The sequence below is a fragment of the Cohnella lupini genome, assembly GCF_003386205.1.
In the GTDB taxonomy this organism is placed as follows: domain Bacteria; phylum Bacillota; class Bacilli; order Paenibacillales; family Paenibacillaceae; genus Cohnella; species Cohnella lupini.
This window is the reverse complement of sequence record NZ_QRDY01000009.1, coordinates 23,436-36,781: the sequence shown is the minus strand read 5'-3', so window position 1 is coordinate 36,781 and position 13,346 is coordinate 23,436. Positions and strand designations below refer to the sequence as shown.

At 51.3% G+C, this 13,346-nt stretch carries 13 protein-coding genes; 9 read left to right on the top strand and 4 right to left on the bottom strand.

Annotation, left to right across the window (positions count from 1 at the left end):
• Positions 1-208: 208 nt before the first annotated feature.
• The 3 genes from DFP95_RS16105 to DFP95_RS16095 all read right to left on the bottom strand — a co-directional run bounded on the left by DFP95_RS16105 (position 209) and on the right by DFP95_RS16095 (position 2,094).
• On the bottom strand, positions 209-1,093 hold the full coding sequence (locus DFP95_RS16105) for a DUF4097 family beta strand repeat-containing protein (protein ID WP_181907459.1): 885 nt from the start codon (positions 1,091-1,093) through the stop codon (positions 209-211).
• On the bottom strand, positions 1,090-1,638 hold the full coding sequence (locus DFP95_RS16100) for a DUF1700 domain-containing protein (RefSeq protein ID WP_181907458.1): 549 nt from the start codon (positions 1,636-1,638) through the stop codon (positions 1,090-1,092). Before DFP95_RS16100 ends, DFP95_RS16105 begins: the two co-directional genes overlap by 4 nt.
• Positions 1,639-1,764: 126 nt before the next feature.
• A complete protein-coding gene (locus DFP95_RS16095; protein WP_115993672.1) occupies positions 1,765-2,094 on the bottom strand; it encodes a PadR family transcriptional regulator in 330 nt (109 codons plus the stop codon).
• 316 nt (positions 2,095-2,410) lie between these two features.
• Here DFP95_RS16095 and DFP95_RS16090 point away from each other — a divergent pair, with 316 nt between their 5' ends.
• The 6 genes from DFP95_RS16090 (at position 2,411) to cyoD (ending at position 8,509) form a co-directional block, all read left to right on the top strand.
• Positions 2,411-3,874, top strand: a complete 1,464-nt coding sequence (locus DFP95_RS16090) for an ABC transporter substrate-binding protein (RefSeq protein WP_115993671.1) — start codon at positions 2,411-2,413, stop codon at positions 3,872-3,874.
• 99 nt (positions 3,875-3,973) lie between these two features.
• Positions 3,974-4,213: a hypothetical protein gene (locus DFP95_RS16085; protein ID WP_115993670.1), complete on the top strand. Its 240-nt coding sequence runs from the start codon at positions 3,974-3,976 to the stop codon at positions 4,211-4,213.
• Between the two features lie 322 nt (positions 4,214-4,535).
• The gene (gene cyoA / locus DFP95_RS16080; protein WP_115993822.1) at positions 4,536-5,531 is read left to right on the top strand and encodes a ubiquinol oxidase subunit II; all 996 of its coding nucleotides are present in this window, start codon (positions 4,536-4,538) and stop codon (positions 5,529-5,531) included.
• Between the two features lie 20 nt (positions 5,532-5,551).
• Positions 5,552-7,519: a cbb3-type cytochrome c oxidase subunit I gene (locus DFP95_RS16075; RefSeq protein WP_115993669.1), complete on the top strand. Its 1,968-nt coding sequence runs from the start codon at positions 5,552-5,554 to the stop codon at positions 7,517-7,519.
• The gene (gene cyoC / locus DFP95_RS16070) at positions 7,519-8,151 is read left to right on the top strand and encodes a cytochrome o ubiquinol oxidase subunit III (RefSeq protein ID WP_115993668.1); all 633 of its coding nucleotides are present in this window, start codon (positions 7,519-7,521) and stop codon (positions 8,149-8,151) included. Before DFP95_RS16075 ends, cyoC begins: the two co-directional genes overlap by 1 nt.
• 1 nt (position 8,152) lies before the next feature.
• The gene (gene cyoD / locus DFP95_RS16065; RefSeq protein WP_115993667.1) at positions 8,153-8,509 is read left to right on the top strand and encodes a cytochrome o ubiquinol oxidase subunit IV; all 357 of its coding nucleotides are present in this window, start codon (positions 8,153-8,155) and stop codon (positions 8,507-8,509) included.
• A gap of 82 nt (positions 8,510-8,591) precedes the next feature.
• Here cyoD and DFP95_RS16060 read toward each other — a convergent pair whose 3' ends face one another.
• Positions 8,592-9,497 (bottom strand): cation diffusion facilitator family transporter, encoded by a 906-nt coding sequence (locus DFP95_RS16060; RefSeq protein WP_115993666.1) that lies wholly within the window; start codon positions 9,495-9,497, stop codon positions 8,592-8,594.
• A 367-nt stretch (positions 9,498-9,864) separates the two neighbouring features.
• Between DFP95_RS16060 and DFP95_RS16055 the strand changes: the two genes are divergently transcribed.
• The 3 genes from DFP95_RS16055 to DFP95_RS16045 are packed head-to-tail and all read left to right on the top strand — an operon-like array spanning position 9,865 to position 13,178.
• Positions 9,865-11,319 (top strand): circularly permuted type 2 ATP-grasp protein, encoded by a 1,455-nt coding sequence (locus tag DFP95_RS16055; protein ID WP_115993665.1) that lies wholly within the window; start codon positions 9,865-9,867, stop codon positions 11,317-11,319.
• 42 nt (positions 11,320-11,361) lie between these two features.
• Positions 11,362-12,315, top strand: coding sequence for an alpha-E domain-containing protein (locus DFP95_RS16050; RefSeq protein ID WP_115993664.1), 954 nt, complete (start codon positions 11,362-11,364; stop codon positions 12,313-12,315).
• Positions 12,312-13,178, top strand: coding sequence for a transglutaminase family protein (locus DFP95_RS16045; RefSeq protein ID WP_115993663.1), 867 nt, complete (start codon positions 12,312-12,314; stop codon positions 13,176-13,178). Before DFP95_RS16050 ends, DFP95_RS16045 begins: the two co-directional genes overlap by 4 nt.
• Positions 13,179-13,346 lie beyond the last annotated feature (168 nt).

Genomic DNA, 13,346 nt, shown 5'->3' with positions numbered 1-13,346 from the left:
CTGTTTCCATTGTAACTACGGAATGCCTGACCCCGAAACAGCCCCTGGTGCGGTAATCTTCCCCGACTAAAGTTGGAGGAGCGTCCCCGTCTTGCAACGTAGGTGCCGCTTTTCGCGCACGACAAAACACGCCGTACTCCCCGAATGCTCCTGAGAAATAAGGCGTGCTGGCGTAGAAGATATGAATAGGCTTTGGATTCATTCTCGATTATTGCCGGGATTCCTCGATCGTGATATTTCCGCTATCGGCTCTGACCTTCACGTAATCATTCGTCTCGCGTTTGGAATCGGGAGAATTTATTTTTCCGGAATCGACCTGCAGGTCATAGAAGCCTGCGAAAACGGCGGGAACCTGAACGTATACGTTACCGGAATCGGCCGATATTTCCGCATCCGCCGTATCCAGCTTATAAAGCTTGATGTTGCCCGAGTCGACGGAAAGGTTGGTCCGTCCGGTCATATTTTCTAGCTTGATGTTTCCGGAGTCGGCCGAGGCCTCTGTGTCGGCGGTGATATAATTGCCCGTAATCGTTCCGGATTCTACATCGAGCTCAAGGCGGTCGCTCCTGAAGTTATTGAGGATCAGATTTCCGGAGTCCGCGGATAGTTCCGCGTCCGCAATCTTGACGAGGGAGGCATCCGCGATGTTGATATTCCCGGAATCCAACTCAATCTTCAAGGATTCAAGAAGAGAATCGTCCGATACGGAGATGATAAGCTCTTCTTTCGCTCTCGTAATATCGAATTCCAGAAATTGAATCCATGTCTTAGGCGTTTGCACGAGGTTGAGCTTCAGACTCTGGCTAGAGATTTCCGTTGCGATAGTGTTTTCGATCATTTTTTCGGTTCCCTTGCCATGAAGCCGGATGGAATTCTCTCCATCGGTACTCTTCACGAATTTGACGTCCACGTCGTAATCGCTAACGATGTGCAGCTTACGCAGATCCGCCGCGGAAAAAGTCCATGTTTTGTCGAAGCTCGGAAGGTCCTCGTCCACGTTCTTCCAGAAGGTGAGCGCGCCGGCGACTCCGATGATGATCAGGCAGAATGCGGTGAAATACCAGAATTTTCTCATATTCATATTCATGTTCATGATCTCCCTCTCCAAATCTTGTAGTTCCATTGGCCGTATTTCACCGTAGCGAAGATGAGCCATTTACCGACGAAACGGACTAACGGAAGCAGAAGCATGCCGATACCGATTGAACCGATCGCTACGAATAGCTTATGAAGGGCAAACCCGCTTTCGAATATCGAGTCCGCGACAAAAGCGACCGGAGACAAGAAGGCGCCAACCGTAGCGGCGCACAAAGCGACGAAGGCCGCCCATACCGACGCGAAAACGGGGAGTGCGATCATCAAGTTCAAGAAGAAAAGCGCGATGGTGACTCCGACGAACCGGGGAATATCCCTGCGCGGCGGCGACCAAGGCGGCGGGGGCAAGAAATGATCTCCTACCGCTTCCCTCGCCAGCGTTAGCGGATCGCCTAGCTCTCGCGCGATATCCGCTTCCGTCTTCCCGTTCTGCAGTCCGTACATGAAATGCGCGTCGTAATCGCGTAATAGTTCGTTCCGTTCTTCCTCGGGCATCGAGGAGAGGTAATGGCGGAGCGTTTCGATAAACTCCAGTTTGTTCATTGGGATTCTCCCTCTTCCATTCTTTAGATTGATCATATCTTAGATTTGCCTGCTTCGTATCCGACGCGGGTTCACAGCTAACCCCGACTTAAGTTGGGGAAAGTTGGATTTATCGGAGGCTGGCGCTCACTTCGGGAAATCTCCTTGCTCGATCAAATTGCCCACGTTCTGCACGAACGCGTTCCATGCGATTATTAATTCTTTGGAATATAACGCGCCTTCGGGCGTTAGCTTGTAATACTTGCGGGGCGGACCTTCGCTGGATTCTTGCAGATAAGTCGTGCAGTAGCCGTCTTTGACCAACCTGCGAAGTAGGGGGTAGAGTGCGCCTTCGGCTACTTCGACGTGTTCCGACACCGCTTCGGCCAACTCGTATCCGTACCGGTCGTTTTTCTGGATGAGAACTAGAACGCAAAGCTCCAGTACTCCCTTTTTGAATTGCGTATTGATATCCACTGATGTTCCTCCGATCCCATCTATTCATCATTTTCTAGTACTGAATATTAAACAGTAGTTGGTGTAGCTATAATTTAACACGCGGTATTGAATAATGCAAGGTACTGAGAAAATAAAAATAGATCGCCAGTTTGCCGAATTGAAAATGCCGTACGCTCGCTATTCTGCTTAAAGTGGAAATCTTAAGGAAAAGTTTAATCCTTCCTTCCCCCTTTCATGGTACAATATGTAAAATAATTCATAGATTTGGAGGGTAGAGGGTCATTACTTAATTCTGTTGTTCGTTATCATTATCATTTGTACTGGGAGGATCATCATGAAATCCAATAAACTAATCATAATCGCCATCATAGCGATGATTACGGGGCTGCTCGCCGGATGTAATTCGGGAAGCACGGAGTCCGATGGAGATACGAAAACGACGCTAAAGGTTATGCACTATGACGAACGAAGCTTCTATCAACAGTACGGCATGCTGTTTTCCGCGCTGTTTCCGAATATCGAGGTCGAGATCGTATCCACCCAAGAGGTCCAATACGAGCAGGGCAAGGATATGCAGAAGGCAATGCAGGATTTTATCGCCGAGAAGAAGCCGGACGTTCTTATGTTAAGCGCGGACGAGTACAGCAGGATGGCCGGGGAAGGCAAGCTCTACAATCTGGAGTCGTTCATCAAAAAGGACGAATTCGATCTCGAAGGACTGGTTCCCGGACTCGTCGATTACATCAAGGAGCAAAGCGACGGAATTCTGTACGGTCTGACTCCGAACTTCTATAGCCAAGCGATCTATTACAACAAGGACATGTTCGAGAAATACGGAGTTACGCTCCCGGAAGATCGAATGAGCTGGGATCAACTTCTGCAATTGGCGGCCAGATTCCCGACCGACGGGAATAAAGAGGATCGCGTCTACGGCTTGAAGGCTGGGTATCAGACGAACCTTTATTATTTCGGGATGAACATAGGCTCCTCGCAAGGGCTGAGCTACGTTAATCCGACGACGATGCAGATGTCCATCAATACCGATTCGTGGAAAGCGGCATTCGAAACGGCGAACAAGGCGCTCAAGTCCGGCTCGTTGTTTACGGAGGATCCGAATAACATGAACGTCACGAGCACGACGGATAACTCCTACGAGAGCTACCTTCTCAGGGATCCGTTTATCGGAGGCAAGGTTGCCATGGTCATGGAAGGCAACTACTTAATGGACCAGCTTAAAGAAGCGAAGAACGTGCTGAAGGACAAAGGGATCCAAAATTGGGATGTCGTGACGTTACCGGTGAATCCGCAACGGCCGGACGAAAGCACGGGAATGTCGTTCAGTCAGATATTCGCCATCGACGCCAATTCGTCCAATGCCGATGCCGCATGGAAGTTCATCAGCTACATTAATGGGGATGAATTCGCCAGGGTCACTTCCAAGACCCAGAACGGCGGATTCCCTGCGCGGATAAAGCATATTCAAGGCTTAGAGGGGAAGAATATACAAGCCTTCTATAGCTTGAAGCCCGCCCAGAACAACATGTATAAGGATTTCGACAAACTGCCGCAGGAGTTCATGATGAAATACGACGGCTTGACGCAGCAGGCGATGCAAGGAGTTACCGACGGAAGCGTTACGGTATCCGAGGCGTTGGATAAACTCCAAGCCCAAGGCCAGCAGTTGCTGAACGAGGAAAACGAGAAGAAAGGCAATGCCGCTCCGGCCGATCCGTCGCCCGAGGCGATAGGCGAATCGTCCGGTAACGCGGCGGTAGCGTCCACGGCGGTCGTCGAATAGCCTCTTTTTGTCCGAATTGTGAATTTCGACTTTAATTCGTCAATAGTTTGTGCTAAAATGTTCACATATAGCGCTTACAACGGAGAGGAGGCGGACCTCATGAAAAATAAGGAAATGTCTCGGATGTTGAAATGGGTAGCCATGATCGTTATCGGAGTAGGCATTCTCTGTTGCCTCATGAACATCGCCCAGTTTAACGACCGCAATCTCGGATTAATGGTAGGGATCGGGTTTCTGATCGGAGGCAGCCAGATTATGCTGTTCGGCGTAATCGCTCCCCTGATGCAAAGAAACCAGGAAGCTTCCCAAGCGAAGGTCACTTCGGAAGAGTTAATTTAATAACTGCGGAACGAGGACCATCCGATGGAGCATACGCTCCGATCGGATGGTCTTTTTGCATTTATCGGCGACTTCGAGAAAACGACTTGAATTTGTGGATAAGTATGTAATTTATTTCACAATGCGTCAAACTCGTGAACAAAGTATTGCGAAATTTCGACGTTTATTTGTCGCCTTTGTTAACTGTGCGGAATCCTGCTTTTCTTTCTGCTATGGTGGATGCAGGAGAGGGAATACTGAAGTTCGTCGCCCTCGGGTAACTATGCTTTCGGGTACTTATGACGAGGAAAAAGTTGTAAGCAAGAAGATGGGGGAGATGGAAATGGTGAAAGGGTTTCGGCGGCTGATGGCCGTCCTGTCGCTGGCCGCGATGACGATCCTGATGACCGGCTGCGGCGAAAAGCTGATCGTATTGAATCCGAAAGGCGCTATAGGCAAGCATCAATTGGATCTCATTCTGATATCTACCGCGCTTTGTTTGGTCGTTATCGTACCGGTCTTGATACTTACTTTCTATATAGTATGGAAATACCGACAAAGGCCGGAAAGCAAAGCTAAGTATGATCCGCACTGGGAACACAGCACGAAGCTCGAACTGATCTGGTGGGGGATTCCCATCGTTATCATAGTGATATTGGCTGCCGTCACGGCTAGGTATACTTACATGCTCGAGCCGTCCAAACCGCTTGAGCATGAGGCGAAACCGATTGTCATACAGGTAACCTCGCTGGATTGGAAGTGGTTGTTCCAATATCCGGATCAAGACATAGCGACGATCAATTACATTCAGTTCCCTGAGGATGTGCCGATCGAATTCCGACTCACCTCGGATGCTCCGATGAACTCTTTCTGGATTCCGCAGCTGGGCGGTCAGATCTATACGATGTCCGGGATGGCGATGAAACTCCATCTTATTGCCGACGAGCCGGGTTCTTACATGGGTATGGGAGCTAACTTTAGCGGAAAAGACTTCGGCAAAATGCAATTCACCGCAAAGGCGACCTCCCAAGAGGAGTTCGACGCGTGGGTGAAGGAAGTCAAGGGCTCGTCTCCCGCGCTCACGAACGAAGGTTACGAGCAATTGGCGAAGCCTGGAGTTTCCGACGTGGAGACGTTCTCCTCGATACCGGCAGGTTTGTTCGAGAGGATCGTGACCAAATACGGCGGGCATGATCACGGCGGTACGGGCGGCGAGTCGTCGACGGAGCACGAGCATGGCGCCGACTCGGATCAAGCCGCTACGGGCGAAATGCCGGCGGACATGGAGATGGACGGAGATTCCTCGATGAATCACGGGGACCATGCGAGCCATGACTAACAGGAAAGGAAGGTGCCGTTATGTTGGATAATATAAAAGACTTCGCGTCCGATTTCTTCGTTACGGGAGATCCGCTCATCTATGGAGCCGACGTATCGATCGGGCTTACGATGATCGCGGTCGTGTTCGCGCTCACCTATTTCAAAAAATGGAATTGGCTTTGGAAAGACTGGCTAACGACCGTCGATCATAAACGAATCGGCATCATGTACGTTATCGCGGCTCTTCTCATGCTTTTCCGCGGCGGCGTCGACGCTCTACTTATGCGTACGCAGCTTGCGGTCCCGGATTCGGATTTCCTGTCTCCGGAGCATTATAACCAAATATTCACGACCCACGGGGTCATCATGATTCTGTTCATGGCGATGCCACTTATGTTCGGGCTATTCAATCTCGTTATCCCGCTGCAGATCGGCGCGCGCGACGTCGCGTTTCCGTTCCTCAACTCGCTGAGCTTCTGGCTGTTCTTTTTCGGGGCGATGCTGTTTAACGTATCCTTCGTTATCGGAGGCTCGCCGGATGCGGGGTGGCTATCCTATCCGCCGCTTTCGGAGATGTCTCATAGTCCCGGCGTCGGTCAAGACTTCTACATCTGGGGGATTCAGATTTCGGGTATCGGGAGCTTGATGACGGGGATCAACTTCGTCGTTACGATTCTGAAGATGCGCACGCCGGGCATGAAGCTGATGAAGATGCCGATGTTCACTTGGTCGGTACTCTCAAGCAGCTTGACGATTCTGCTCGCTTTCCCGATTTTGACGGTAACGTTGGCGCTGCTCTTCATCGACCGTTATTTCGGCGCCCACTTCTTCACTCTCGACAGCGGGGGTAACCCGATGATGTACATCAACCTCATATGGATGTGGGGTCACCCCGAGGTGTATATTATCGTACTGCCGGCTTTCGGTATTTTCTCCGAAATCGTGGCGACCTTCTCCAAGAAAAGACTGTTCGGCTATAAATCGATGGTATTCGCTTTGATGAGCATCAGCTTGTTCTCGTTCTTCACTTGGGCGCATCACTTCTTCACGATGGGCTCGGGCGCGAACGTCAATATATTCTTCGCGATCACGACGATGATCATCGCGATCCCGACAGGGGTCAAAGTGTTCAACTGGCTATTCACGATGTTCCGCGGACGAATTAGCTTCCCGACGCCGATGCTCTGGACCGTTGCGTTCATTCCGTGCTTTATCGTCGGCGGAATGACCGGAGTGCTGCTATCCGTAGCGCCTGCGGATTTTCAATTCCATAATAGCTACTTCCTCATCGCCCACTTTCATCAAGTTATCATCGGCGGCGTGGCGTTCGGGTTCTTCGCGGGTCTTTATTATTGGTGGCCTAAGGTGTTCGGTTTCACGCTGAACGAGAGGCTCGGAAAATGGGCGTTCTGGACATGGAACATCGGCTTCTACGTGTGTTTCATGCCGCAATACGTGCTCGGATTGATGGGGATGACCCGCCGATTAAGCACCTACGGTTGGGATAAAGGCTGGTACGAGCTGAATTTGACATCTACGATCGGCGGATTCCTGATGGGAATCGGATTCCTATTCCAAGTATGGCAGATCCTGCACAGCATTAAGTTCATGAAGCGCGCGACCGGAGATCCATGGGGAGGCCGTACGTTGGAATGGTCCATCCCGTCCCCCGCGCCTCTGTACAATTTCGCGACGTTGCCTCAAGCGGACGAGAAAGACCCTTGGTGGGAAGAGAAGACGCGGATCGCGGACGGCCATGCTCCGTTGCCTAAACCTAAGTTAGAGCCGATTCATATGCCGAAAAATTCGGGAATCCCGTTCGTAATGTCGTCCTTCTGGTTCGTGGCCGGATTCGGATTGGTGTTCGACTGGTTGTGGATGGCGATTCCGGGATTCGTCGGAGTTGCGGTATGCATGCTCGTTCACTCGTTCCGTTATAAAACGGATTATTATATTCCGGTCGATGAAATCGAGCGCACGGAAGCTGCGGCAAGGAGGAATGTCTAATGGCTCAGTCGGGTAACCATAGCATTGCAAACTCGTCGCACGGTCACGGTCATGCCCATGATGACGGGCATCACGATCTTGAAGCCTTGCGTATGATGGGCTTCTGGATTTTCCTGATCACGGACTGTATCCTCTTCGGCACGTTGTTCGCAACGTACGTAGTGCTGAACGGGAATACGGCGGGCGGTCCAACGCCTTCCGAGTTGTTCGAGATGCCTGGCGTCATTGCGGAGACCTTTATTTTGCTTACGAGCAGCTTTACGAGCGGATTGGCCGTTCTGTGCATGAATCGCGGCGACCGCAAGGGTCTTATCATCTGGCTGGCGATTACTGCGCTGCTCGGAGCTTCGTTCGTTTCCTTGGAGGTTACTGAATTCGTGAAGCTTGTTCACGAAGGAGCGGCGATATCTACGAGCGCTTATTGGTCGGCATTCTTTACCTTGGTCGGAACCCATGGCCTTCACGTCTCGATCGGCTTGGTGTGGATGATCTCGATCATGATTCAGCTAGGCCGCCACGGAATCAATTCCGTCACCAAGCGCAAGGTGAATATCGTTAGCCTTTACTGGCATTTCCTTGACGTGGTGTGGATCTTCGTCTTTACGATCGTATACATGATGGGGGTGATGTAAGATGGCGCAGCATTCGGCTCAAGATACGCATGATTCGCATGGAGGCCATGATACCCATGGCTCGCACGAGGGGCATGGTTCGTTGAAGTCTTACGTCATCGGATTCCTCCTATCGCTTGTTCTGACCGCGATTCCGCTCTACATCGTTCTGAACGACGTGCTCGAAGGAAGTGCCGCCAACGTCGTATTGCTTGGCTCTGCGGTGCTGCAATTCGTAGTGCAACTCTTCTACTTCATGCACTTGAAGGAAGAAGGAAAGCCACGGTATAACCTGATGGTCCTGATTCTCGGGCTGTTCATCGTTATGACGATCGTTGGAGGATCCGTCTGGATCATGACTTATAATAAAGTCGGTTAAACAAACGAAAAAAAGAGGAAGAGACCGCGATTCGCGAGCTCTTCCTCTTTATTTTATTCGATCGGGTCAAATGGGGATGTTATTAATGGCGTGACCGTTGGTTCTCTTCCCAGGGGTTCAGGTGAATCATGACCTCGACAACGTCCTTGTCATAGTCCATGATCAGCTTTTTCAGCTGCCTGCTAATATCGTGTCCTTGTTGAATCGTATAGTCGTGGGGTATGCCGACGCGAATGTCCACGATGATGTAGTGGCCGTGCTCCCGGGCCCTGACGCGATCTATCCTTTTAACTTGTTCCTCCGTGCGCAGCAAGGCTTCGTAATAGGCGAGCTTCTCCGTTGCGACGTTGCGTTCCATCAAGATGTCCACCGAATCCCGCCCGATTTCGTAAGCGAGCTTTAGCACTAATAGGGAGACGACGATACCCGCGACAGGGTCTCCGTAACCGGCCCACTCCCAGTCGAAGCGATCGCCTATTAAGCCGATGCCGATCCCGATGACGGCGGCGAGAGAGGCGTATACGTCGGCCAGGTGATCGTATGCCGTAGCTAACACACTCTTGCTGTTGGTGGCTTTGCCGACGCGGATCGTGTAGAGGTAAAGTGCTTGCTTCCATATCAACGAAATGACCGCGGCTCCGAGCGCAAGGCCGTTTTCTTGGCCCGGGGGCTCGAATAGCGCGCCGATGGATTGGAATCCGATCCAGAAGGCGGCAAGCACGAGGATGACGGCCACGAACGCGGAAGCCACTACCTCGGCTTTGCCATGCCCGTAAGGGTGGTCGTCATCGGCGGGTTTCTTGGATACCATGGAAGAGGTTAGCGCGGCGACCGTCGCGATGATATCCCCCGCGTTATGAACGCCGTCCGCCAAAAGCACGGGACTTGCGAATAAGAGTCCTGCGGCGATCTTAAGGATCGTCAGAACGATGTTGCTGATTAAACTAATCCAAATTGCCAATAATCCGGAATGATGCCTATCCGCCACAAAGATTACCCCTTCAAAGAAAGTTTGCCGCGCGCAAGAAATAAAACAGGCTATCAACCCTGGGGTTGATAGCCTGTTTGTGACTCTATATGAGTTGGTTCGCGATTCGGTTTCATGGGTGACAGCCACCCTCTCCAATGATGCTTAAATTATGCGAGTTAAGATATCTCCTACATTCTATCATATTCACGCGGTTGTGACTAATTTAAGCTGCCATGATTTATATAACTTTAACATAACTACAAGTGTAATATATATGTTAAATATACAAAAACACATGCAATTTTATGTAAGAATTATTGACATAGGAATATAGGGAGCATATGATTATTATAAAAACCCATTGGGGAAGAAGGAGCCGTTCTACATGGAAGTGATGAACGAAGTATCGGTTACTTCGCCTTCCTCCCGTTTTTACAATGAAATGTATAACGGAGCTCAGGTTCGCGAGCATTATGGCAAGGTTCACCAAGCGCTTTCGCGGATGTCGTTGGAAGATCGCGTTACCCGTCAGGCTTTAATGAACGGAAGACTGCTCGAAGAGGGAATCACGTTTACCCTGTCGGAAGCGGATCAGCCGGAAGCCTTGGAAAGAACGATTCCATTCGATTTGATTCCCCGCATTATTCCCGCCGACGAATGGGAAATGATCGAGCAAGGAACGAAGCAGCGAGTACGGGCCTTGAATGCTTTTCTGGCCGATATTTACCATGAACAATGCATATTGAAGGACGGTTTGGTCCCCCGGCGGATGGTGATGGGGAATCGGTATTTCCGAACCGAGATGATGCGTCTTGCCGTGCCGGGCGGAACGTACGTTACGGCTTCCGGAATCGATCTCATTCGCGATGAAAAAGGCGATTATTTCGTCCTCGAAGATAATTTGCGCTCGCCCTCCGGCTTCTCATATGTCTTCAAGAGCCGTTCTATTATGACTCACGATTTTCCCGAGCTGTATTTCTCTTATCCCGTACGCGGAATCGAAAAGGCGTTGCACGACTTCAGGTCTTCCCTACGTAATCTGGCACCTACGGACAAGGCAGAGCCGGTTATCGCTTTGCTGACTCCGGGAAGCTTTAATTCCGCCTACTTCGAGCACACCTTCCTTGCCCAGCAGATGGGAATGGAGCTCGTAGAGGGCCGCGATCTGGTGTGCCGCGACAATAAAATCTATATCCGCAAGCTGTCCGGCTTGAAGAAGGTCGACGTGCTCTATCGCCGTATCGACGACGACTACCTCGATCCCTTGTCGTTTCGTCCGGATTCGATGCTCGGCGTCGCCGGATTGATGAATGCCTACCGCTTCGGCAACATCACGATCGCGAACGCTCCGGGAACGGGCGTGGCGGACGATAAGGCGATCTATACTTTCGTTCCGGAGATGATCCGGTATTACTTGAACGAGCGCCCGATCTTGAATAACGTACCGACCTATCTCATGAGTCGCAAGGATGAGCGCGAGCATGTTCTGGAAAGACTGGAAGAAATGGTCGTTAAGGAAACATCGCTATCCGGAGGTTACGGAATGCTAGTCGGTCCTGCTTCTACGGAATGGGAGAGGGAGAGGTTCGCGGCCAAAATTAGGGAGAACCCGGACAACTACATTGCCCAACCGACGATTAAGCTATCCACGTCCCCGATTAATTTGGATGGACGGATGTCCCATAGACATATCGATTTGAGAGTATTCGCGCTAGCCGACGGCCGCAACGTTCATGTTCTGCCGGGCGGATTAACGAGGGTGGCGATGAAGGAAGGCTCTTTGGTCGTCAACTCGTCGCAAGGCGGCGGCGTTAAGGACACTTGGGTATTGGCGAAATAGCGGATAGATAAGTTGGATTCGAGTCCATAAGGAGTGGGGCTTATGTTGGATAGGATAGCGGAATCGTTGTTCTGGATCGGGCGATACACCGAACGCGCCGAGAACCATGCCCGGCTGTTGGACGTCTATTACCATCTGCGCGAGGAAGGCAACGGAGAATCGGAGACGGTGTGGAGAAGGATAGCGGAGGCTATCGGGGATTGTAAGCTATACGAAGAAAGGTACGACGCTTATCGGGAGCATGAGGTGCTATTTTTCCTTACACTGGATTTGACGCAATCGAACTCGATCTTATCCTGTATTGCCCAAGCGCGGGACAACTTGAAGAAAATTCGCGAGCAGCTCCCATCCGAGCTGTGGAACCTTCTGAACGGCTTTTACCTCTGGCTGAAAGGCGTTCAGCTCGAGGAGGTCATGCAGCAGTCTCCGCACCGTTTTTTTCAACGGGTAAAAGAAGGCCTTGCCGCCTTCCAGGGGACCGCGGTTTCCATATCGCTCCGGGACGAGTCGTGGCATATGCTGGAGAGCGGGCGATATTTGGAGAGGTCGGAGAACGTGGTCCGATTACTTCAATCGGTAAGCAATATCGAGCCGGATAAGCGCAAAGCCTCCTATGCTTACACGATGGCCGTGTTGAAATCGGTCGGAGGCTACGAGGCGTTCCGTCGATTGGATCTCGAAGATATCTCGCTCGAAGAAGTGGCGAGGTTCCTTGTGCTGCAGGAAACGTTTCCCCGCTCAGTTCATTTCGCGCTCGCGAATTTCGAACAGCATTTGAAGGCGTTGAGGGGTCATTCCGACAAGTCGAGCTCGGCGCTCGAGAGGATGATCCGGCTTGCGGGCAAAGCCCGCTCCGAGCTTGGATGGCTAGATCGCAACGATATTACGATGGATTCATTAAATGCCGTCCTGCAACAGCTGCTTATTACGAACAGCCAGCTGGGAGAAGCGGTGGCCAAATACTTTTTTTCCCCCGGAAGGGAGGTTATCGCATGAAGGTCGACATTTGCCACGTGACCAAATACAAGTACGATTCGGTAGTGACGGACAGTGTCAATGAAATCCGGCTGTCTCCGCGCACCGATGAGCGGCAGGCGTGCTACCAGCATCGGCTGATCATCGAACCTAACGTGCAGTTGCTTTCCTACGAAGATTATTTCGGGAATCGGGTCCATTCCTTTACGGCGTACGCTCCGCATCGGGAGTTGACGATAACGTCCCGTTCCACAGTCGTGACGCGGGATAGGGATGTCGTATGGAAAGCCGCATGGGGGCCGGAGGAATCATGGAATCGGCTCAGAAGCGAGGACTTCATCGATAACAACGCGGAATATTTGCTGCCGACCTCTTACGCTTCGTTTCATTCCACGGTGGAAGCTTACGCGCTTGGCATTCGAGGAGAAGAGGACGGGGTCTTCGGATTTATTAGGAACGCGGCTAGCGCGATCTACGGGGATTTCGAATATAAGCCGCATTCCACGGGAGTTCATACGACCGCGGACGAATTAATCGGGATCGGGACGGGCGTTTGCCAAGACTTCGCCCATTTGCTGCTGTCGGTATGCAGAATGCGAGGAGTGCCTGCGAGATACGTGAGCGGCTATCATTTCGTAGGCGACCTGCAGGGCAGGAACGCGGACTTCGAGCAGGCTTCCCATGCTTGGGTCGAGGTATATATTCCGGGAGTAGGCTGGCAGGGCATCGATCCGACGAACAACAACCTTATCGATTGGCGTTACGTAAAGCTCGGGCATGGACGGGACTATATGGATATCGTTCCGGTTAAAGGGATCTATCGCGGCACGTCGGGCCAAACCTTGCAAGTCTCGGTGGATGTTCAATTGGCGGAGACGGGATAGAGCGGTCGGATGACAGGCGGGGTCGAGCAAAGGGAACATGCTAGATATAAACGTCACATTAATTTTGGGGCGGTATTGTTCGGGTTTGGCGTAATTTTATTGTGTAAAAATCACTTGAACTTGGTTGTTTGTTCCCATATGCGAATGATGAGGCTTGTTTCCGATTGA